Origin of the sequence: Microbispora hainanensis, assembly GCF_006874475.1 — a bacterium.
Lineage (GTDB): Bacteria > Actinomycetota > Actinomycetes > Streptosporangiales > Streptosporangiaceae > Microbispora > Microbispora hainanensis.
Window position 1 is genome coordinate 122,260 of the sequence record NZ_VIRM01000013.1, and the last position, 20,196, is coordinate 142,455.

General features: G+C 70.3%; 20 protein-coding genes and 1 tRNA gene. 8 read left to right on the forward strand and 13 right to left on the reverse strand.

What is annotated here, in order from left to right:
• The first annotated feature begins 68 nt into the window (after positions 1–68).
• Positions 69–866 (forward strand): HAD family hydrolase, encoded by a 798-nt coding sequence (locus FLX08_RS13475; RefSeq protein ID WP_142619166.1) that lies wholly within the window; start codon positions 69–71, stop codon positions 864–866.
• Positions 867–963: 97 nt separating this feature from the next.
• Here the strand turns inward: FLX08_RS13475 and FLX08_RS13480 are convergent, their stop codons facing one another.
• Both FLX08_RS13480 and FLX08_RS13485 read right to left on the reverse strand, forming a co-directional pair.
• On the reverse strand, positions 964–1,491 hold the full coding sequence (locus FLX08_RS13480; RefSeq protein ID WP_142619167.1) for a bacterial proteasome activator family protein: 528 nt from the start codon (positions 1,489–1,491) through the stop codon (positions 964–966).
• A 58-nt stretch (positions 1,492–1,549) separates the two neighbouring features.
• A complete protein-coding gene (locus FLX08_RS13485; RefSeq protein WP_142619168.1) occupies positions 1,550–2,512 on the reverse strand; it encodes an NAD(P)H-quinone oxidoreductase in 963 nt (320 codons plus the stop codon).
• Between the two features lie 186 nt (positions 2,513–2,698).
• On the opposite strand from FLX08_RS13485, the gene FLX08_RS43380 reads away from it, so the two are divergent.
• On the forward strand, positions 2,699–5,191 hold the full coding sequence (locus FLX08_RS43380; protein WP_142619169.1) for a MinD/ParA family ATP-binding protein: 2,493 nt from the start codon (positions 2,699–2,701) through the stop codon (positions 5,189–5,191).
• A gap of 91 nt (positions 5,192–5,282) precedes the next feature.
• Positions 5,283–5,371, forward strand: a tRNA-Ser gene (locus FLX08_RS13495).
• A gap of 433 nt (positions 5,372–5,804) precedes the next feature.
• On the opposite strand, the gene FLX08_RS13505 is transcribed toward FLX08_RS13495, so the two are convergent.
• From FLX08_RS13505 to FLX08_RS13525, 5 genes are all read right to left on the reverse strand, one after another.
• Positions 5,805–6,068: a hypothetical protein gene (locus FLX08_RS13505; RefSeq protein ID WP_142619170.1), complete on the reverse strand. Its 264-nt coding sequence runs from the start codon at positions 6,066–6,068 to the stop codon at positions 5,805–5,807.
• Positions 6,061–6,414 carry a hypothetical protein gene (locus FLX08_RS13510; RefSeq protein WP_142619171.1) on the reverse strand — a complete coding sequence of 118 codons (354 nt, stop codon included), beginning with the start codon at positions 6,412–6,414 and terminating at the stop codon, positions 6,061–6,063. The genes FLX08_RS13505 and FLX08_RS13510 overlap by 8 nt, the downstream gene beginning before the upstream one ends.
• 571 nt (positions 6,415–6,985) lie before the next feature.
• On the reverse strand, positions 6,986–7,606 hold the full coding sequence (locus FLX08_RS13515; RefSeq protein WP_142619172.1) for a hypothetical protein: 621 nt from the start codon (positions 7,604–7,606) through the stop codon (positions 6,986–6,988).
• A 90-nt stretch (positions 7,607–7,696) separates the two neighbouring features.
• Positions 7,697–9,409 (reverse strand): hypothetical protein, encoded by a 1,713-nt coding sequence (locus FLX08_RS13520; protein WP_142619173.1) that lies wholly within the window; start codon positions 9,407–9,409, stop codon positions 7,697–7,699.
• A gap of 181 nt (positions 9,410–9,590) precedes the next feature.
• The gene (locus FLX08_RS13525; protein WP_142619174.1) at positions 9,591–10,235 is read right to left on the reverse strand and encodes a winged helix-turn-helix transcriptional regulator; all 645 of its coding nucleotides are present in this window, start codon (positions 10,233–10,235) and stop codon (positions 9,591–9,593) included.
• A 69-nt stretch (positions 10,236–10,304) separates the two neighbouring features.
• On the opposite strand from FLX08_RS13525, the gene FLX08_RS13530 reads away from it, so the two are divergent.
• Positions 10,305–11,027, forward strand: a complete 723-nt coding sequence (locus tag FLX08_RS13530; RefSeq protein WP_142619175.1) for a hypothetical protein — start codon at positions 10,305–10,307, stop codon at positions 11,025–11,027.
• Between the two features lie 88 nt (positions 11,028–11,115).
• Here the strand turns inward: FLX08_RS13530 and FLX08_RS13535 are convergent, their stop codons facing one another.
• The gene (locus tag FLX08_RS13535) at positions 11,116–11,601 is read right to left on the reverse strand and encodes a peroxiredoxin family protein (protein WP_142619176.1); all 486 of its coding nucleotides are present in this window, start codon (positions 11,599–11,601) and stop codon (positions 11,116–11,118) included.
• 99 nt (positions 11,602–11,700) lie between these two features.
• Here FLX08_RS13535 and FLX08_RS13540 point away from each other — a divergent pair, with 99 nt between their 5' ends.
• Positions 11,701–12,369 carry an RNA polymerase sigma factor gene (locus tag FLX08_RS13540; RefSeq protein ID WP_142619177.1) on the forward strand — a complete coding sequence of 223 codons (669 nt, stop codon included), beginning with the start codon at positions 11,701–11,703 and terminating at the stop codon, positions 12,367–12,369.
• Positions 12,366–12,587 (forward strand): hypothetical protein, encoded by a 222-nt coding sequence (locus FLX08_RS13545; protein WP_142619178.1) that lies wholly within the window; start codon positions 12,366–12,368, stop codon positions 12,585–12,587. Before FLX08_RS13540 ends, FLX08_RS13545 begins: the two co-directional genes overlap by 4 nt.
• Here FLX08_RS13545 and FLX08_RS13550 read toward each other — a convergent pair.
• Entirely contained in the window at positions 12,584–13,189 is a 606-nt protein-coding gene (locus FLX08_RS13550; protein WP_167530396.1) for a TetR/AcrR family transcriptional regulator, read from the reverse strand. The two genes, FLX08_RS13545 and FLX08_RS13550, sit on opposite strands and share 4 nt — an antisense overlap.
• Positions 13,190–13,290: 101 nt before the next feature.
• Between FLX08_RS13550 and FLX08_RS13555 the strand changes: the two genes are divergently transcribed.
• Positions 13,291–14,469: a hypothetical protein gene (locus FLX08_RS13555; protein ID WP_208761425.1), complete on the forward strand. Its 1,179-nt coding sequence runs from the start codon at positions 13,291–13,293 to the stop codon at positions 14,467–14,469.
• On the opposite strand, the gene FLX08_RS13560 is transcribed toward FLX08_RS13555, so the two are convergent.
• A complete protein-coding gene (locus FLX08_RS13560) occupies positions 14,359–14,763 on the reverse strand; it encodes a hypothetical protein (RefSeq protein ID WP_142619180.1) in 405 nt (134 codons plus the stop codon). The two genes, FLX08_RS13555 and FLX08_RS13560, sit on opposite strands and share 111 nt — an antisense overlap.
• A gap of 77 nt (positions 14,764–14,840) precedes the next feature.
• Entirely contained in the window at positions 14,841–15,932 is a 1,092-nt protein-coding gene (locus FLX08_RS13565; protein ID WP_244312615.1) for a molybdopterin-dependent oxidoreductase, read from the reverse strand.
• Positions 15,933–16,356: 424 nt separating this feature from the next.
• On the opposite strand from FLX08_RS13565, the gene FLX08_RS13570 reads away from it, so the two are divergent.
• Entirely contained in the window at positions 16,357–17,814 is a 1,458-nt protein-coding gene (locus FLX08_RS13570) for an MDR family MFS transporter (RefSeq protein ID WP_142619182.1), read from the forward strand.
• A gap of 229 nt (positions 17,815–18,043) precedes the next feature.
• Here the strand turns inward: FLX08_RS13570 and FLX08_RS13575 are convergent, their stop codons facing one another.
• Complete coding sequence (locus FLX08_RS13575) at positions 18,044–19,222, reverse strand: endo-1,4-beta-xylanase (protein WP_142619183.1); 1,179 nt, start codon at positions 19,220–19,222, stop codon at positions 18,044–18,046.
• 51 nt (positions 19,223–19,273) lie between these two features.
• Positions 19,274–19,903 (reverse strand): polysaccharide deacetylase family protein, encoded by a 630-nt coding sequence (locus FLX08_RS13580; RefSeq protein ID WP_142619184.1) that lies wholly within the window; start codon positions 19,901–19,903, stop codon positions 19,274–19,276.
• Between the last annotated feature and the right edge of the window lie 293 nt (positions 19,904–20,196).

Consider the following 20,196-nt stretch of genomic DNA (forward strand, 5'->3'; position numbering starts at 1 on the left):
GAGATTTCTCGCCCCAGGTGTGGCAGAGGGCGTGGCACGGCATGTTCCGGTGCACACTGGAACCTGTCATGACCTGCCCCCGCCTCGTCGCCACGGACCTCGACGGCACCGCCCTGCGCACCGACGGCACGATCTCTCCGCGTACCGCCGCCGCCTTCGCCCGGGTGGAAGAGGCCGGCGGCGCTCTCGTCTTCGTGACCGGCCGGCCGCCCCGGTGGATGCACAGCGTCGCGGGAGCCGTACGGCACCGCGGGCTGGCGATCTGCGCGAACGGCGCGCTCGTGTACGACCTCCATACCGAGGAGATCGTCGAGTCGCGCCTGATCGCCACCGACGTGCTCGAAGAGTGCGTCGCCCGGCTGCGGCGGCAGGTGCCCGGCCTCAGGTTCTCCGTCGAGTACGAGGGGGGCTTCGCGCACGAGGCCGCCTACGTGCTGGGGCGCTGGGACGCCCGGGAGCTGTCCTACAGGCAGATCGTGGCCGTCGCGGCGCTGACGTCCCGGCCGTGCGCCAAACTACTCGCGCAGCACCCCTCGATGGACCCCGACGAGTTGCACGAGGGGGTGCTGGAGATCGTCGGCGACCTCGTGACCCCGACCCACTCCAGCGGGCGTGCGCTGATCGAGATGAGCGCGCACGGTGTGACGAAGGCCACGGCGCTGGCCACGCTGGCCGAGGAGATGGGGATCAAGCCCGCCGAGGTGGTCGCCTTCGGGGACATGCCGAACGACCTGCCGATGCTGACCTGGGCCGGCACGTCGTACGCCGTGGCGAACGCCCACCGCGACGTGCTGGCCGCCGTCGATCACGTGACGGCGGCCAACAACGACGACGGTGTGGCGGTCGTGCTGGAGACCCTGTTCTGAGTCGTTCAGAGCCGTTATAGGCCGTTATGAGCCGTTCTGGGCCTCCCGGCGCCGGGGGGCCGTAAGGGGGTCCGTGCCGGAGGCTCGTGCCGGGGGTTTACAGGTAGGGGCCGCCCGCGCGGTGGCCCTGGTCGTCCTGCCCGCCCTGGGTCATGCCGCCGGGGAGCGCGCGGCGCATCTGCTCCAGCTGCGCGCGAGCGGCCATCTGCTGGGCGAACAGCGTGGTCTGGATGCCGTGGAACAGGCCCTCAAGCCAGCCGACGAGCTGGGCGTGCGCGACCCTCAGCTCCGCGTCGCTCGGCGGGGTCTCGTTCTCGTCGCTGAACGGCAGGGACAGCCGTTCCAGCTCCTCCACCAGCTCGGGGGCCAGGCCCTCCTCGAGCTCCTTGATCGAGCTCTGGTGGATGTCCTTGAGCCGCTTGCGGCTGGCGTCGTCGAGGGGAGCGGCGCGCACCTCCTCCAACAGCTGGCGGATCATGCTGCCGATCCGCATCACCTTGGCGGGCTGCTCCACCAGGTCGGCGACGGACCGCTCCTCGTGCTCGCCCTTACCGTTGCCGCCGGAGACCGAAAGGCCCTGTGGCCCCACGACCACGATCTGCGGCGTGCTCTCGTCTGCGTTCATCGATCGTTTACAACTCCTGATTCGCCGGGGCACACCGTGCTCACCCCATCAACTTAACTCACCTGACCAGCAGCAGCTTTCCGATGTGTTCACCCTCTTCGAGCATCCGATGGGCGCGGGCCGCCTGGTCGAGAGGGATCCGCGCGTGCACCACGGGCCGTACGGCACCGGCGGCGACGAGCGGCCACACGTTGTCCACCACGCCCCGGCAGATCGCGCCCTTTTCGTCCACCGGACGGTTGCGCAGCCCGGTCGCGTGGATCGAGGCCCGCTTGGCGAGCAGCGTGCCGAGGTCGAGCTCGCCCTTCGCGCCGCCCTGCAGGCCGATGACGACCAGGCGGCCGCCGGTGGCGAGGGCGCGCAGGTTCCCGGGCAGATACTTCGCGCCGATGATGTCGAGGATGACGTCGGCCTGGCCCTTGAACCGCTCGGCGAAGTCCTCCTCGCGATAGTTGACGCCCTCGTCCGCGCCGAGCTCGCGGCAGCGCGCGAGCTTGTCCGCGGAGCCGGCCGTCACGAGCACGCGGGAGCCGTACGCCTTGGCGAGCTGGATGGCCATCGTGCCGATGCCGCTCGCGCCGCCGTGGACGAGCAGGGTCTCGCCCTTCCGCAGGCGGGCGGTCATGAAGACGTTCGACCAGACCGTGCAGGCGACCTCGGGAAGAGCGGCGGCCTCGTCCAGCGCGACGCCCTCCGGCACCGGCATCACCTGCTGCCAGGGCACCGCCACCCGCTCGGCGTACCCGCCGCCCGCCAGCAGGGCGCAGACGCGGTCGCCGGGCGCGAGATGCGGGACGTTCTCGCCGACCTCGATGATCGTGCCGGAGCACTCGAGTCCGGGGATCTCGGAGGCTCCGGGCGGCGGTGGGTAGAAGCCGAGCCGCTGGAGCAGATCCGCGCGGTTGACAGCCGAGGCGGCGACCTCGATGAGCACCTCACCTGGGCCGGGACGCGGGTCGGGCACTTCCTGCCAGGCCAAAACCTCGGGTCCGCCGGGTTCGGAAATCACGATCGCACGCATGTGACCTAAAGTAGCGTGGCGGAGAACTCGGCGGTTGCCCGCATTCACCGTATTACGGGGCGCTAATCTGCAATGTGTTTGCTACCCCATTAGCCCAGCCCGAGGGGGTACACGGTGGCGAGACATGATCGTGAGGATCCCCATTCTCTCGAAGACCAGCTGGCATGGCTTGACGCGATCAAGGAAATGCCCGACGAGGTGGAGATAGCGGTCAGCGCGGTCACCTCGGCCACGCTCGCCTCTCCACCGCCGCCACCGGCCGCCGACCCCGAGCCCGCCTCGCCGTACCCGGCCGACCCCTGGAGCCTCGTACCGGCCGAGCCCGCCTCCGGCGGCCTGCTCCGCGGCGCGGCCGACAGTGCTACCGGCTCCGCTTATGGCGCTCCGGGGCAGGAGGACGTGCAGACGTCCGAGTCGTCGTCCACCGGTCCCGTCCGCGACCCCCTCTTCGACCCCGACTATTCGGACCGTTTTGGGTATGAAAGCGGCAAAAAGTCCGAATTTGGGGCGGGGTATGGCGGGGAGACGAACTTCCGCGACCCAGGCTTCGGTGACGCGGGCTTCGGTGACGCGGGCTTCGGCGACCCGGGTTTTGGCGACACTGCGCGCTTCGGTGACACGAAGTTCGGTGACGCGGCCGTGCGCGACCCGGGCTTCGGCGACACGGGTTATGGCGACACGGGTTTCGGCGAGACGACGAACTTGAGTGACACGACGGCCTTCGTGACCAGGCCCGCGTCCTCGTCTGCGTCCTCGCCCGCGGACACGCGTGAGAACGCCCCGGCCGAGTCGTCCACCGCGGGCACCGCGTTCGGCACGCCGCCGGAAACGAGGGCCGAGGAGTCCGCCACCTCGACGGGACCGGTGAAGGCCCCGTCGTTCGATCTTGGGACGGCTGGTTTCGGGGCGGCGTCGGACTCCGAGCAGGTATCGGACCGTTCTGCGGAGCCGTCCTCCCCGGGGTCTTCCGACGCTTCTTCGGGCTCGCAATCGAAGTCCTCGGAGGAGACCTCGAACGCGACGGCGGAGACGCCGGGCGACGACCGGGCGCAGACGGAGGATGACGGCCACTCCCAGCCGGGCGGTGCCTCGTCCTTCACCACCCCTCTGTTGAGTGGTGCCTTCCACGGCTCCCCGGCGGACACCGACGCCTACAAGAACATCGGCGCGTTCTCCGGCAGCGAGTCCGTCTCCCAGGCATCCGGGGCGTCGTCCGCCAAGGAGCCGCTGCGGGGCTGGCTGGAGCCGGCCGTGCCGGTGCCGGCCGCCCAGCAGGAACCCGACCTCTCCGATGAGCCGGAGGAGCCGCCCGCGCCAACGGAGATCCCGTCTCCGTTCGCCACCCCCAGGGCTGAGGCCGTGCCCGACTTCGCCGACGACCGCTTCACCGGCTCGCTGCGGGAGGACTTGGCCGCCGAGGAGCGAAAGCCGTACGAGCCGGGTCCGGTCGCGGCGCCGGCACCTCCGCCCCCGCCTGCACCGATGTCCGCGCCTGCACCGGCGCCTTCGCCGCAGCCCGCAGCGTCGCCGGCGCCTCAGCCCACGCCCGAGCGCGCCTCGGCGCCGAGCCCCGCGCCCGTCGAGACGCCGGCCGTGGAACGGGACGCGGTGGCGGAGCGGGAGGCGTACCAGGCCCCGCGCCGGCCGGCTCCCGTCTCCGCCTTCAGCTCGCCCGCGCGTACGACGGGGAAGTCGGCAGGCTCGAAGCCGACCGCCGACAGCCTCGACCCGGTCACGCTGCTGCGGGGGCGGCGGAACGCTCCCGCGACGGGCTGGCGGCGGCTGGTCTACAAGGCGTCCGCCGGGCTGATCAAGCCGGGTGAGGCCCCGGAGGTGCGGCGGCGTCGTGAGCTCGTGCAGCGTGCCCGCACACCCGTCGCCACCGGTCACCACCGGGTCGCCGTGCTCAGCCTCAAGGGCGGGGTGGGCAAGACCACGACGACCGTCGGGCTCGGCGCCACGCTCGCGCAGGTGCGCGGCGACCGTGTCATCGCGGTCGACGCCAACCCCGACCGCGGAACGCTCTCCGACAAGGTCGAGCTGGAGACCGCGGCCACCGTCCGCGACCTGCTGAACGAGCGCGCGCAGATCAAGCGCTATGTGGACATCCGGGCCTTCACCTCGCAGACACCCTCGCGGCTGGAGATCCTGGCGTCCGACCGCGACCCGTCGGTGTCGGAGGCGTTCAGCGCCAAGGACTACCACGCGGTGGCGAACGTGCTGGAGAACTTCTACTCCATCTGCATCACCGACTGCGGCACAGGTCTCCTGCACTCCGCCATGTCGGGGGTGCTCGGCATGGCCGACCAGATCGTGCTGGTCAGCTCGCCGTCCGTGGACGGTGCCCGGGCGGCCTCGGCCACGCTGGACTGGCTGGAGGCGCACCACTACGGCGACCTCGTCCGGGCCGCCACCGTGGTGCTCTGCAGCGTACGGCCGCGGTCGAAGTCCACGGTGGATCTCGACAAGCTGGAGGCCCACTTCGCCGCCCGCTGCCGCACCGTGGTGCGGGTGCCGTACGACGCCCATCTGGAGGAGGGCGCGGAGATCGACCTGGACCGTCTCCAGCAGGCCACGAGGGACGCCTACCTCCGCCTGGCGGCCTCCGTGGGCGACGGCTTCGCCGGGCCGCACGCGCTGGCCGCGCCCAGGTTCTCGGAGATCCCGGACCACCTGTGAGCGGGCGCGGATGATCTCTTTCACGGTCGCGGTCACGCGCGGGGGAGTGAGAGACTAGGCTGCTGCGTGGCGTTCCAGCAGGGGGCGCCGGGGAGAGCTCGCCTAGTGGACGATGGCGGCGGTCTTGAAAACCGCTAGGCCGGGTGACCGGTCTCGTGGGTTCGAATCCCACGCTCTCCGCTCTGTGATGTCGCAAGACATCGGAAACCCTCGAACCTACGGGTTCGGGGGTTTCTTTGTGTACTGGGGTTGGTAGTCGCGGGTGGGGTCAATGGTCAGCTCGCGGAGGAGCTCTCCCGTGGTGGCGTTGACCACGCGGACGTGGAGATCGTCGACGAGCAGGATGACGTGGGTTCGGGCGTGGGTTCGTCCGATGCCGATGTGGTGGAACCGGCAGGAGGGCCTTTTGCTAACACCCTTGCTGGCAGGCGTTCGTGACCCTGGGATTGTGCGATCACGGACATGGAGGCCGTGGCCTCGGCGAGGTCTTCCCGCTCCGGTGACGGGCGGTTCCGTCGGGGGGCGTGCCTGAGCGTTGCCCGCTGAGTCGGCCTGCTCGTCGCGTTCGGTGGCGCGCAGGACCAGGGCCCGCTGTGGTGCGCGCGAGGTCGCGTCAATCCATCCAGGTAACGCGAACGATCAGCACAAGGCGCAGATGCTCCGCGACAATGAAGTTGAGGAAGCCGCGGCCGCCGTACAGATCGAGTGTCCGAAGGCCTCCACCGTGCAACGGGCCTCTACCGGCATGGACCGCATCCCTTCCGAGGATTGCGAGTTGGTCGGCAAGCCGCTCGACCTCGAGGATGACGGTCGGGGGGAACCCGGCAATGACATGCTCGGCGTCGGGGTTGTACTCCCAGGTCCAGGCGTCAGTCACCAACTGCCTCTTGGCGTGCGGACGTTGTGATCTCGTTGATCTCGGCCAGGGCTGTGTCCAGTTTGGTTCTGTCGGTCGCGGCGGCGACTTCCGTCTCCAACGCTCGGAGGCGGGCCGCTAGGGCGGGACGACGGTGTATCGCCACGAACTCGCCCCACTGCTGTATGAAGTTCTGCAGAGGTGCCACGGTGCTCTGGCGCGCCGCCTGCTCTGTCGCCTGGTCGAGGTGGTCGACGAACTGGTTGAGATATGCGGGAGCAATCTGGGCGACTGCTGCCCTGAGGGCGGCGGTGGTAAGTGGCGGGCGGGGAATCAGTGCCTCGCTGTCTTGATGCGGGGTGGGCATCGTTGACCTCCAAGCTGTTACGCCTGCACGCTACCGCTGTGACGGAACCCTTCGCATCCTGAAACCGCAGGTCAAAGGTCCGACACGGGTGGGGCCGACTTCCTACGACCGCGGCTGGCGGATTCGGTTACGCCTCGTCGTCAGAATAGACCTCTGCCGGCTGACGAGCCCGCCTCCAGTTCCGGCGCCGGCTTCAGCGTGCCGTCGGACGATCGACAACCCTGGAGCACCAATGATCAGTAGTGCTGGCTCACTTTCGGTAGAGCCAAGATCTTCCCCTCTGACACGTACTGGCCTATGGTCTGCCGTGGCGGACGATCAGCTTGGGTCGGTTCCCTGCCCCAGAGACCGCTGGCCTGCCATCAGCGTTCCACGAGCATCAGCTTCGGCGGACAGCCTGCGACGGCTGGGGCCTGAAGGCGAGGCGCCACCTTCGCCTCACATCTCGATCAGACGCATTCAAAAAAGTGGGAAGAGAAGCTTGATCACGACCAAGCCGGGCAAGGGCTCCATCGTCAGCCCACCCGACGAGGTGGACGACTAGATGCGGGGCGGGCCGGCCCGCTACGTGTCAGCCCTCCACGCACTCCGTGATGCGGGCTGCGAGCTCGCCGAACGTCACGGAATTGGGGGTGATGGTCTGCAGCCGCGCCAGTGACACCCGCGCCTGGGTGCCCAACGCGGCGTCCAGCATCGTGGTCGGGGTGACGTAGAACTCCCACTGGTCCAGGTCGAGCGGGTTGACCGTCGCCTTATCGGTGTGATGCAGGAGGCAGAAGACGTATACCCGGCTTGGGCGGCATGGCACCGTCGCCACAGTGTTCGTCCGGGCATCCCATCCTTTGGCGGGGGCGACGTTGAACTCGATGCGTGACAGCCGCTGCTGACTCCACGACTGCACGTAAGCCGCCGATTTGACCTCGACGTCCAGCCCGCCGGGCAGCCGCAGGTCGACCGCATCCCACTCCGTGCGAATGCCATCGCCAGCACCCATGGCCAACGCAACGATGTACTCGGCGAGGACACCGCGCAGCCGATTGCTCATCAGGTCGGAGCATGCCCACGCCCAGAAGTCGGCCAGGACGGCACCTGCCGCAGCCCCGGCCTGTGTGAACGGCTCGGTGCCCGACCTGCGGGGGATGGCGAGGGCGTCAAGCGGCTCGCCGCCGGCGGTCGCCTCGAAGTCGAGCATTGCGGATGTCCTTCCGACGCGTAGGTGAGACAAATCGGCCCGGCCGCCTTGACCTCAGCCGGCCAACCCGGCCCGGTTCAGCGACGCGCGTCAGGTCGGTGGCTGTGGGGGTGGGATGTGCAGGAGGCGGGCCGCCCAGGAGAGGGCGACGGTGAGGCGGCGCCGGCGTTGGTCGAACAGGGCCGGATTGGCGTCGCGCGCCGGGGCGAGCAGGGGTTGTTGCCCGGCGATCAGTGCGGCGTGGCCCGTGGCGTGCGGCCCCTGGTCGGTGTCCGGTGCGGGGCCGCCTTCGGCGTGCAGGGCGACGAGCCAGAGGTGGTGGTCGAGCCAGGGATCGCCGATCGCCGCCGACGCCCAGTCGGCCAGCACCAGGCGGCCGTCGTGCCACCAGAGGTTCGCCGCGCGTACGTCGCGGTGGATCAGGCTGTCCCCCTCGACGGGTGCCTCGGCAGCGGCGGCATGGAGCGTGTCCAGGTGTTCGGCCAGCCACCGGCGCGAACACACGCCCATGCGCAGCAGGCGGGCCGGGTCGGCGGCGATGGCTTCCCAGGGGTTGGCCACCTCCCGCAACACCGGTACGTCGGACGGCGCGGGCAGGGTGTGCACCTCGTGGAGCAGGTTCCTGGTTGCTGCGATCAGGGGTGTGGTCCACTCGGTGACCCAGTGGTCCTGCTCCAGCATTTCCAGCACGAGCATCGGCGCCGGCTCGCGGGTGCTCGCCAGCAGCCGCGGCAGGAACGGGCGGTCGCCCAGGGCCTCGTACACCGCCGACTCCACATCGAGTTCGGCGGGTGCGGCGGCCTTGACGAACACCGAACCGCCACCGGCACGGTCGGCGATTCGCGCCACGGAATGCCCGCCGGTGACCGGTCGCAGACCGGTGATCTCGCAGCCGAGCGCGCGGCCGGTCGAGGCGGCGATGTCGGCGTCGGTCGCCGGGCCGGTGGTCACGGGCCGCCCGGACACGCGCGACAGCAGCAGTTCGACCACCGGTTCGTTGGCGCGGCGGACCGCCTGCCTGCTGTCCCGGTCCGGCCGGCCGAGCGACTCGGTGACCAGGCGCCATATCAGGGCGCGCAGCAACAGCTGGTCGATGTCGTCCTCGCCGTCCAGTTTGTCGAGGATGCCGGGCGGTGCGGCGGACCAGGCCAGCAGGTCCACGGCGGCGACCGCCAAGGCGTAGCCCGCCGGCCGCCAGCTGGGTGAGAAGTCGATGACCGCCGGCGGCTGCCCATCCGCGAACAGCACGTTGCCCGCGATGTCACAGTGCACGAGCTGGTTGGGCAGCCGCACCGGGCGGGTGGCCGCGCGCAGGGCCTCCACCAGATCCGACAGTTCCGGCGCCAGCTCGACCTCGGCCTCGTCCCACGCCACCCGTTCGGCCACCGCCCAGCGGTTTCTGCCGCGTCCCAGCCAGCTCGGAGCGGGGATGCCGACGAGGGCCGCGTGGAAGGCCCGGCTGGCCGCGACGAGCTCCGGCCACCGCGCCACCGGATCAGTTTCGCCCTCGACAACGGTCCACGCCGCCCACCCGCCGGCGACCCACGAGCCGTCGGCCGCGCGTACGGGCCGGGGCACCCGGAAACCCGGACCGCGCAGATCGTCGAACAGCCCGTCGAACAGCCCGTCGGACACCCCGGCGAACACCTCGGCCAGCCACGACGCCACCGCCGGACGCGGGGCGGGCTTGAACACCAGCTCACCCGCCTGCCAGCAGGTGCCGCCACCTCCGGGCAACAGCCGCGCGGGACCGGAGGGAACCCCGAAAGCCGCGCGTACCTCCAGCGGCAGATCATCGGACACCCCGCCACCCTCCACACAGGCCCGCGCCGGTGTCAATCGAAATACCGCCCTCTGTCCGGCCCCCTCGGCTCGGCGGACCCAGCGCAGCTGTCTCACGGGTGCCCGGCGCCGCTGTCCACCGGGTCACCGCCACCGCCCAGGGCACGGCCCTGGAGACCGCCGCGCCAGTGCGGCACCTTGATTAGCGGCCCTTGTCGAAGAGTCGGAAGAACCGCTGGGCCGCGTCGGTGTCACCGGTCACCAGCGCGTCACCGGCGTCGGCCGCCTCGGCCACCGTGAGGCCGGTGAAGATCAGGGCCCGCAGCGTACGGACATCGGCGCGCACCGTCGCGTGCACCTCCGAGTGTCCGCCGCGCACGACGCTCACCCCGTACGGCGTGGCCGTGATGTCAAACGCGTCCACGCCCACGACCAGCCGGACCGCCAGGGCCGGCGTGTCCGGGCCGGGTGGCCGGTAGAACACCTTGAGCAGCAGCATGAACGCGTCGGTGCTCATCTCGGCGCCGTCCAGTGTCGCCCGGCGCGCACCCCAGCGGGCTAGCTCGACCAGCACCGGTTCGAGCTCCCGGCCGCTTTGGGTCAGCTCGTAGGCCCGGGCGCTGACCGGCGGGCCTAGCTCCACCCGGCGGACCACCCCTTCGTTCTCCAGCTCGCGCAGGCGCTGGCTGAGCACGTTCTGGCTGGCGTTGGGGAGAGCGTTGCGCAGGTCGCGAAACCTCTTCGGGCCGAAGACCAGCTCCCGCACGATGTGCAGGGCCCAGCGCTCACCGACGACGTCGAGCGCCAGGGCGGTGCCGCATCCGTCCCCATAGCTTCGCTGTGACACAGGTCAACTTTACTCTAGGAGCGACTGGTCCTACTTTAGGAGCAATCGGTGCGAAGTTAGGAGTTATGGATGGACGCACTGCTCGCCCGCGTCATGGAGGCCCACGGCGGACTCGAACGCTGGAAGAACCTGTCGACCCTCACCGCGCGCATCACCTCCGGGGGTCCCTTCTGGGAGTTCAAGGGTCAGCCCGGCTTCGCCGGCGACGACGTGGTGGAGGTGAGCCTCCAGAAGGAGCGCATCGTCCATCGCCGGCCCGAGACCGGCCGCACGGTCGTGTACGACAGCGAGTCGGACCGGGTGACCGTCACCGGCCGGGACGGCGAGGTGCTGGCCGATCTGCCCGAGCCGCGCTCCACCTTCGACGGCTACGCGCAGGACACACCCTGGAATCTGGGCCAGATCGCGTACTTCCGCGGCTATGCCGTCTGGCATTACCTCGTCGAGCCGTACGTCTTCACCTGGCCGGGGGTCGAGGCGCACGAGGTGGAGCCGTGGACAGAGAACGGCGAGAAGTGGCGGGTGCTGAGCGTCACCTATCCGCCGTCGATCCACACGCACAACGCGACGCAGCTCTACTACTACGACGACTCCGGGCTGTTGCGGCGGATGGACTACCAGCCCGACGTGAACGGCCGTACGGAGGTGGCGCACTACATCCGGGCGCACGAGGTGGTGGACGGCATCCCCGTCCCGGTCGAGCGGCACATCCACCGGCGGAACGAGGACGGCACGCCGGACCTCTCCTGGGCTCCCATCACCGTCGACATCTCGGACATCACGATCAGCTGAGGGAGCCGTCCGGGCAGGCCGGTGGCGGGCCGGCCTGCCCGGGTCACTGTCGCTCCTGTCGCGCCTGTCGCCCTGTGTGGGTGGCAGGTCAGGCGGCGGGCGAGTGGTCCTTGATGTAACGGATCAGCCCGACGACGTCGTCGGGCACGAGGCGGCCGATCGCGCCACTGGAGTAGACGCTGACGACGACCCGGCCGTCAGGGTCGAGCACGAAGCCGGTCGACTGGACATACCGGGGGTCGTCGTTGACGAAGGCGCCGGTCGCGCGGGCCAGCTGGTCCGGGTCGGCGCTGTGACCGACCGGGAAGTCCAGCCGGAGGGTGCTGACCAGTTCCTTCGTCGTGGCCTCGTCGTCCACCGACAGGGCCACCACCTTGGCCTCGACGCCGCCCAGGGCGTCCAGCGACCGCTGGAAGGCGCGCAGCTGCGCCTTGCAGTAGGGGCACCACGAACCCCGGTAGAAGAGCACGACGCCGAAGCTTCCGGCCAGCGCGTCGGGCAGGTGCAGGCTCTCTCCGCCGGGAAGGGTCACGTCCAGATCCGGAAAACGGTCACCGGGGTTGAGCAGTGTCATGTCGCTGTCCCTGTCGTCTCGGAATTCGGGTTGTCACTGTCTTCGCGTCACCACGGGCCGAGGTCTTACCTCCCGGGTTCGGTCAAATAGCATCGACGTATGGCGGCGGATCACGGCCTCGGGCAGCACCAGGCCACCCTCGCCTCGGCCGACCCGGAGTCGGCCGAGTGGCTGCGTACGCTCGGCGGCGCCGGAGCGGAGCGGGAGGCGGCCGTGGAACGGCTGCACGCGATCCTGCTGCGCGTGGCGGGCAACGAGGTGCGCAGGCGTGCCCCGCGACTGCGCCTGTCCGGACCCGAGCTGGACGACGTGGCGCATCAGGCCGCCGCCGACGCCCTGCTGGCCATCACGGCGAAGCTCGATCAGTTCCGCGGTGAGAGCCGGTTCACCACCTGGGCCTACAAGTTCGCCGTTCTGGAGGTGTCGGCCAAGCTCGGCCGGCACTTCTGGCGTGACCCGGGGGTGCCGCTGGAGGTGGAGGACTGGGAGCGCCTGCCCGACCGGTTCGGGCTCGACCCGGCCGAACGCTCCGAGGGGCGCGACCTGCTCGACGCGCTGCACCGGGCGGTGGACGAGGAGCTCACCGAACGGCAGCGCCGGATCTTCGTCGCGATCGTGCTGGAGGGCGTCCCGTCCGACGCTGTGGCCGTCGAGCTGGGCACCAACCGCAACGCGATCTACAAGGCGATGTTCGACGCCAGACGCAAGCTGCGCGACGCGCTCGTCGCCCGCGGCTATCTGGACATCGGCACTGCGAGGCGGTCATGAACGGCTGGGACGAGCTCGATCGGTTTTTGAGCACCGACCCGCGCGACGTGGGCTGCGACAAGGCGCTGGACCTGCTCCACGTGTACGTCGAACTCGTGGCGCGGCACCCGGATGACGCGCGGCGGCGATACCCGGGGATCGCCGCTCACCTGCGCGCCTGCGGCCCCTGCAGCGAGGATTTCGAGGGCCTGCTGGCCGCGGTGTCCGACACGATCTAGCGCAGCGCGTGGAGGCAGAGGTCGACCACGGCGTCGGCGTACGCGGCGTCGAGGGGCTGTCCCGACACCAGCAGCCGATAGTGCAGCGGCGCGAAGACGAGGTCGAGAGCCGTGTCCGGATCGACGTCGGCGCGGACGAGCCCGGCCCGCTGCGCCTCGCGCAGCGCCTCTCGCACGGGTGCCCGCCGGGGCTCGAACCACTGCTCCGCCATTGCACGGGCCAGGTCGGGGTCGGTCTGCGCGGCGCCGATCAGTTCCCGTAGCCGGCTTCCCCCGGCCCCGTCCACATACAGGGTGAGGAATCCGTGCGCGTAGGCGCGCAGGAGCGTGGCGAGGTCCCCGTCAGCAGGGAGAGGGCTGTCGGCGGGGCGGGGGCCGTCGGCGGGGAAGGGGCCGATGCTCACCTTGTCGAGGAACGCCTCGAAGACGACCGCCGCCTTGGAGGGCCACCACCGATACAGCGTCTGCCGGCCCACGCCCGCCCTGGCGGCGATGCCGCCCACGGTGACCGACTGGTAGCCGCCCTCCACGAACAGCGCGTACGCGGCGTCGAGGATCGCCCGCCAGGACTCCTGGCTGCGACGGGCGGGATCGGCGGGCATGGGCCCACTGTAGCCGAGGGTGAGACGAGACATCTCGTCTCGTGTAAGGTCGTGACGAGACGAGGCATCTCGTCTCGCCGAAGTCGCGAAGGAGGAGCGCTGTGACCGGAGACCCTGCCGCCGGAGGTCGCTTCACCGTCGAGCGGCGTGACCGCTGGTCGCTGCGTACGCCTGACGGGTCCCCGTTCCTGTCCATCGGGGTCGTCCACGCGGACGACACCAACCTGCGTTATCCGCACAACATCGGGATCTACCGGACGCGTTATGGGGGATCACGCGGACGCTGGCTGCGCGAGGGCCTGGTGCCCGAGATGACCTCGTGGGGGTTCAACACGATCGGCTGGACCTCGGAGTACGTCAGCGGCGCCGGCCTCGCCACGGAGGGCGGCCGTGTCGACCTGGGACACTCGGACGGCCTGCCGCCCGGCGAGCTCGCCGGGACGGGCCTGCCGTACACGCTGTCGCTCCGGGTGGCCGAGATCGAGCTGTGGAACGGGTCGCCGGCCTACCGCGATCCTCGTGCGCCGGCCTTCGCGGAGTGGTGCGACCACCTGGCCAGGACGGTGTGCCGCCCGGACGACCCGAACCTGCTCGGCTACTTCCTCGTCGACGTGCCCTGCTGGGGCCCGCACCCGGCAGGCGGCGGCTTTCCGCCCGACGAGCTCCCCGCGATCGCGGAGGCCTACTATCGCGTCGCCACCGAGGCGATCCGGCGCCATGATCCCTGCCACCTGATCCTCGGCGACCGGTACGGCACCCGGGCCGGGGTGCCCGAGCCGGTGCTCGACGCCATGGCGCCGTACGTCGACGTGCTGTCGGTGCAGACGTTTCCCCCTCCCGGGCCCGGCCACCTCGACGCGGCGCTCGACCGCATCGAACGATGGCACGAGCGCACCACCCGGCCCGTCCTGATCGCCGATACCGGCAACTGGTGCCCGACGACGATGAGCCCTGGCCGTACGGGCTCCTGCCGGGACCAGCGTGAACGCGGCGAGGGGTACGCGGCGGCGGCCGAGGCGTTCGCCGCCCGCCCGTGGTGCCTGGGCTGGCACTGGTGCAGCTGGCTGGAGAACCCCCACCGCGGCTTCGGGCTGAAGGACCCGTGGGACGAGCCCTACCGGGACCTCGTCGACGCCGTGACCGAGACCAACCACCGGCTGAGCGCGTTGCTAACCGCGCCGGCGCCTCAGCCGCGTGGCGATCGCGGCGACCGCCGTCACGAGCGCGACCAGGCCCAGGACGACGAGCAGGTTGCGTCCATAGTCCAGCGGCAGGAGTGAGGGATTGTCGGCCCGGCGGCCGAGACCGGTGACCATCGGCAGGGCGACGAACGACAGCACGGCCGCGACGATCAGCCCGGCCCGCACCCACGACGGCGTGCGCAGCCTCCCGACGGCCACGCCGACGAGCAGGACGAGCGGCACGAGCACCCCGTCGTGCGCCACGACCAGGCCGCCGAACCACAGGGCCCAGCCGAGCGGGTCGCTGTGGCGGGCGTCCACGAGCAGGCCGGCGAGTCCTGTGATGATCAGGCCGCCGCCGATTCCGTATCCCAGCAGGCCCGGTGCGTTCACGCATCTCAGGAGGCCCGGTGCGTTCACGCATCTCAGGAGGCGCCGTGCGTTCACGCATCTCAGGAGGCGCCGTGCGTTCACGCAGCCACCACCTTCGTCACCCATTTGGTCTGCAGCACGCCCGGCCGGTTCGGCGCGATCAGCCGTACGGGGAAACCGTGGTCGGGCGCGAGCGGCGCGCCGCCGATCCGCAGCGCCAGCAGCGTGAGCGGGTCGTTCCAGTGCGGTGGCCGCACCTCGCTCGACCGGTAGCCCCCGCCCCTCTCCAGCGACTCCACCGTGAGAATGGCGTCCGGCGCGATGCCCGCCAGGGCGGCGAGGTCGCGCAGCCGGATGCCCGACCACTCGGCCTCGGCGCTCCAGCCCTCCACGCAGGCGATCGGCAGCCGCACGGTGTGCTGGGGGAGGCGCAGCAGGTCGTCGTACGTCAGGGACAGCGGCGTGCGCACCGCACCGGTCACGGTGAGCCGGTATCCCGGGTCGTGGATCACGGTGGTCACTCCCGCCGCCGCGGCCGACTTGTTGACCGGCAGGCCCTGCGGGCCGACGTGCGGGTCGCGCGGCGCCAGCAGGGCGAGCCTGGAAAGCGGCGCGTACGTCTCGCCCACCGTGAACAGGACGGTCAGGCCCGACGCGGCGGCCACGGTGCCGAGGAAGCGGCGCCGCGCCGTCACCGTCTCCCGGGGGTCGACCTGCTCCCGGGTCCACAGGTGCCTGCGTATCTTCGCCCATTCGTTGACGACATGGATGATCAGGGCGCCGTACAGGAGATAGGCCGTCCAGTAATGCGCGACGGGAAAAGAGAACGGCCACAGGTAAACGTACGAGATGTTCAGCAATCCAGTGATCAACTGGAACAGTGAAGCGCCGACGAGAACGAGCACGAGCCCGCGTTCCACGGCGTGGGAGAGCGACCGGAAGGGCGGCCACTGCCACAGCTTCGGATACACGGTCCAGAGCTTCGCGAAAAGCAGCGGAATCGTCGCCAGCCCGCCTATGACGTGGAGTCCCTGCGTGACCCGATAAAGCCCGACCGGCCGGGACGGCCACGACAGCCGGCCGGGTGGATGCTGCATGAAGTGGCTGAACAGGCCGGTCGCGAAGGCCACGGTGAAGCTGATCCCGAGCCACATGCCGAGCCGGGCGGCCACGCGCTCGGAATGCAGCACGCTGCCGAAACGGCCGGGCACACTTCGGAGAAGCGTTTCGGCCCGTTCTCTCATGACGGAATCACGCACCATAGCGTGGCCTCTTTTCCCGGCACGGCGGTGAATGGCGATCAGCGCCGGCCGCGCCGGAAAGGACATTCGGAAGCACAGTCGCGACCGTACCGTCGCCCGGCCGCGTGAATGCTTACGGAACCATGACGGGCCGCCGGGAGATCCGGCGGGTGCTTGACCCCCGGCCCTTTTCCGTCGGACGGCACGCGCGCCGACCGGCACGCGGGCGTGGGGGAGATCAGCGGGTCGTGGGCGAGGATTTTTGTCGGTGGCACCTGTCAGGCTTGCCATGAACCTCAAGTCCTTGTGGGAGCCCAGGCTGGGACGCCAGCAGCGACCACGTCGTCCCCCTACAACCCTTGATCGAGGTGCCATGTCCATCGCACAGGTCGACTCCCCAGCCGAACCCGAGACCGCGGTTTCGAGAGGCACCCCGGCCGTGATCCGGCTGCTGGTGCTCGCCACGTTCGTGGTCATCCTCAACGAGACGATCATGATCAACGCGATCCCGCGGCTGATGGGCGCTCTGCACATCACGGAGCAGACCGCGCAGTGGCTCTCGACCGCCTTCATGCTGACCATGGCCGCCGTCATCCCGATCACCGGATGGTTCCTGCAGCGGGTGTCCACCCGCAGCGCGTACGCCACCGCGATGGGCCTGTTCCTGCTCGGCACGGCGCTGGCCGCCGTCGCGCCGTCGTTCGAGGTGCTGCTGGGCGCCCGCATCGTCCAGGCATGCGGGACGGCCGTGATGATGCCGCTGCTGATGACCACGTTGATGCAGGTCGTGCCCGAGTCGGAGCGGGGCCGCGTGATGGGCAACGTCAGCCTCGCCATCTCGGTCGCGCCCGCGATGGGCCCGACGGTCTCGGGCGTGATCCTCCAGTTCGGCTCCTGGCGGTTGCTGTTCGCCGTGGTGCTTCCCATCGCCGCGATAATCACGTGGAGCGGCCTGAAGCAGCTCAAGAACGTCGGAGAGACCCAGGTCAGCGCGATCGACTGGTTGAGCGTGGTCACCTCGGCCGTGGGCTTCGGCGGCCTGGTCTACGGGCTCAGCCGGTTCGAGGGCGGCGACGTCCGCGTGGCCGCCGCGATCGTGGGGGGCGGCCTGGCCGCCATCGCCGTCTTCGTCGTCCGCCAGATGTCGCTGCAGAAGCGCGGCGTGCCGCTGATGGACCTGCGCACCCTGCGCCACCGCACCTACACGGTCGCGCTGATCCTGATGGCGGTGTCCTTCATGGCGATGCTCGGTTCGATGATCCTGCTGCCGTTGTACCTGCAGAACGTCCGCGAGCTCAGCCCTCTGGAGACCGGACTCCTCGTGATGCCGGGCGGCCTCGCGATGGGCCTGCTCGGTCCCCCCGTCGGCCGCCTGTTCGACCGGTTCGGCGGCCGGGTTCTGGTCATTCCCGGCGCGATCGGGATCGCGCTCGCGCTCGCCGGCTTCACCCAGGTCACCATGACCATGCCCTACTGGCAGCTCCTGGCGCTGCACGCGCTGCTGATGGTGAGCCTGGCCGCGACCTTCACCCCGGTGTTCACCCTCGGGCTCGGAGCGGTGCCCCCGCACCTCTACTCCCACGGCAGCTCGATCCTCAGCACGCTGCAGCAGGTCGCCGCGGCCTTCGGCACCGCGCTCGTGATCACCGTGATGAGCGCGCGAGCCGATGCCCTGCGATCCGCGGGAGTCGCAGAGGCGCTCGCCGACCTCGACGGCATGCGGCTGGCGTTCGTCATCGGCGCCGTGCTGTCTGTGGCCGTGGTCGTCACCGCCGTGCTCCTGCCGGCCCGAGCGGACGGCACCGCCGAGCCGGCGGGGCCCGTCCACTGAGACGGGCCTGACGCCGGCGGAGCGGAACGCCTGGGTCGACCCGCCCGCTCCGCCACAGCGGTACGGGCGGGTCCGGTCATCCGGCGGTCGCAGCGTGTGGCGGCACGTCCCCGGGGAAGAGGACGCCGCCACGCGTCGCGGGGTGTGGCGCACGGGGCCGCTTCGTGGAGCGCGGCCCCGTGCCCGTCGGCTGATTCGGTCAGCCGGTACGGCGGTACGGCCGGTCCGGTCAGGGGCGGCCCGGGCCCCCGCCGTCGCGGCGCGGGGCGCCCGCGGCGAGTGCGAGGTCCTGCTGGATCACGTAGTACTGCGACTTGGGCTTCAGGTCCGCGTCATACAGCAGGGCGGCGCCCTCCTGCGGGTCGGCGAACCAGCCGGGGATCCAGGAGTAGGTGTCGCCGAAGCCCCACGGGGTGAACGAGATGCACTCGCGCACCGCCAGGCAGGCCTTCAGGGCGCGGGACCAGTAGCTCTCCTGGGCGTAGACGGCCAGCGGGTTGGTCGGGGTGTTCACGTTCGGCGCGGCCTCGGTGAACGTGCGGACGTCCACCTCGGTCTCGGCCACCTTCAGGCCGAGGTCCGCGAAGCGCTGCAGGTTGTTCTGCAGGTCGGGGAAGCCATACTGGGTGTCCAGGTGGCCCTGGAAGCCGACGCCGTCGATGGGCACGCGCTGCGCCTTCAGGGTCTTGACGAAGTCGTACACCGCGTTGCTCTTCGGCCCGGTGAACTCGAGGTTGTAGTCGTTGTAGAACAGCAGGGCCTTGGGGTCGGCCTCGCGCGCCCAGCGGAAGGCGTCGGCGATGTAGCCGAGGCCGCCCCACGCCTTGTACCAGATGGTCTCGCGGGGCTTCCCGTCGTCGTCGAACGCCTCGTTGACGACATCCCACTGCCAGATGTCGCCCTTGAAGTGCCGCACCTGGTCCTGGATGTGCTTCTTGAGCACGGCCTTCACCTCGTTGTTCGACAGCGTGGTGGTGAAGCCGTCGGAGGAGAGCCAGGTGGGCAGCTGGTTGTGCCACACCAGCGTGTGACCGCGGACCAGCTGCTTGTTCTTCTTCGCGAACGAGACCATCTGGTCGGCCGCGGCCCAGTCGTACGTGCCGCGGTTGGGCTCCACGAGCTGCCACTTCATCACGTTCTCCGCGGTGACGCTGGAGAACTGCTCGGCCGTGATCCGGGTGTACTCGGCGTTGCTGCCGAGCTCGTCCATGTTCACGGCGGTGCCGATGCGCAGGCCGATGCGGTCGCCGAGGGCGCGCAGCGAGTCCGCGGGGACGGGCGTGGAGTGCCCGGGGCCGGGCGGATGAGGGGCGGCGCCGGGCTCGGCCGAGGCCGAGCCGGTGAGAGCCGCCCCGCTCAGCAGGACCGTGGCGCTCACGAGGCCGATGGACAGTGCGGAACGAAGCACACGAACTCCTCGGGGGGTGAAAGTGGGGGGTTGACGGGTACTGCGATCGGGTCAGCCCCGGCGGGCGGGGAGCGACAGGCGCCACCCCTCCGACCGGAGCGTGGGAATGACCGTGTCGACGGCGGCGACGGTCTGACTCCGGTCTCCGCCGCCGTCGTGCATCAGGACCACCGCCCCCGGCGTGATCCCTTCTCTCAGACGGCGGATCAGTTCTGCGGTGCCCGGCGGCTCCCAGTCGCCGATGGCCAGACGCCAGCCCAGCGCCTGCATGCCGAGATCGGCCGCGACGGCCGGCGTCTGCCCCCAGTTGCCGTAGGGGGCCCGGAAGTACGGGATGCGCGCCCCCGGCACGGCCGCGCGGATAGCGGCGCTCGTCTCCAGCAGATCGGCGCGGACCCGCTCGGCCGGCCAGGTCGCCATGTCGTCGTGGCGCATGCCGTGATTGCACAGCGTGTGCCCGTCGGCGACGATCCGCCGGACGACCTCCGGGTGCCGCCGCACATGCTCGCCCCAGAGGCAGAAGACCGCCTTCGCGCGGTGCTCGCGCAGCACGTCGAGCAGACGCAGGGTGTCGGGCGGGTTCGGCCCGTCGTCGAAGGTGAAGCTGACCGACCGCCCCCCACCGCGGGCCGAGTCGACGACCGTGGGGGTCGGGTTGTCGGCCAGTGCCGGGTGTGCCATGCCCAGCAGCAGACCTATCGCGGCCAGTGGAACGGCGAGAAGACGTGGCCTGCGTGGGCGACGGCTTCGGTTGACCACGATCACTCCATCTTCAGACAACGTACGCCCGAAAGTTTCTGTGACGTAACGAAAGTAATGCAGACCATAGGAACGCGATTGTGCTACGTCAAGGGGTCAAAACCGCCCGTAAGTTCGCGGACGGGGCGTCGTTGCTGGCGGATGAGGGTGCGCGTGGGTTCCCGACCGCCGTAAAACCCCCGACTGCCTCTCCGAAACTTTCGGGTTTGGAGGGG

Bases quoted from the DNA above. Each gene is read 5' to 3' on its own strand.
- FLX08_RS13475 (WP_142619166.1), top strand. From the start codon at position 69: ATGACCTGCCCCCGCCTCGTCGCCACGGACCTCGACGGCACCGCCCTG.
- FLX08_RS13480 (WP_142619167.1), bottom strand. From the start codon at position 1,491: ATGAACGCAGACGAGAGCACGCCGCAGATCGTGGTCGTGGGGCCACAG.
- FLX08_RS13485 (WP_142619168.1), bottom strand. From the start codon at position 2,512: ATGCGTGCGATCGTGATTTCCGAACCCGGCGGACCCGAGGTTTTGGCC.
- FLX08_RS43380 (WP_142619169.1), top strand. From the start codon at position 2,699: ATGCCCGACGAGGTGGAGATAGCGGTCAGCGCGGTCACCTCGGCCACG.
- FLX08_RS13510 (WP_142619171.1), bottom strand. From the start codon at position 6,414: ATGCCCACCCCGCATCAAGACAGCGAGGCACTGATTCCCCGCCCGCCA.
- FLX08_RS13515 (WP_142619172.1), bottom strand. From the start codon at position 7,606: ATGCTCGACTTCGAGGCGACCGCCGGCGGCGAGCCGCTTGACGCCCTC.
- FLX08_RS13530 (WP_142619175.1), top strand. From the start codon at position 10,305: ATGGACGCACTGCTCGCCCGCGTCATGGAGGCCCACGGCGGACTCGAA.
- FLX08_RS13535 (WP_142619176.1), bottom strand. From the start codon at position 11,601: ATGACACTGCTCAACCCCGGTGACCGTTTTCCGGATCTGGACGTGACC.
- FLX08_RS13540 (WP_142619177.1), top strand. From the start codon at position 11,701: ATGGCGGCGGATCACGGCCTCGGGCAGCACCAGGCCACCCTCGCCTCG.
- FLX08_RS13545 (WP_142619178.1), top strand. From the start codon at position 12,366: ATGAACGGCTGGGACGAGCTCGATCGGTTTTTGAGCACCGACCCGCGC.
- FLX08_RS13550 (WP_167530396.1), bottom strand. From the start codon at position 13,189: ATGCCCGCCGATCCCGCCCGTCGCAGCCAGGAGTCCTGGCGGGCGATC.
- FLX08_RS13570 (WP_142619182.1), top strand. From the start codon at position 16,357: ATGTCCATCGCACAGGTCGACTCCCCAGCCGAACCCGAGACCGCGGTT.
- FLX08_RS13580 (WP_142619184.1), bottom strand. From the start codon at position 19,903: ATGGCACACCCGGCACTGGCCGACAACCCGACCCCCACGGTCGTCGAC.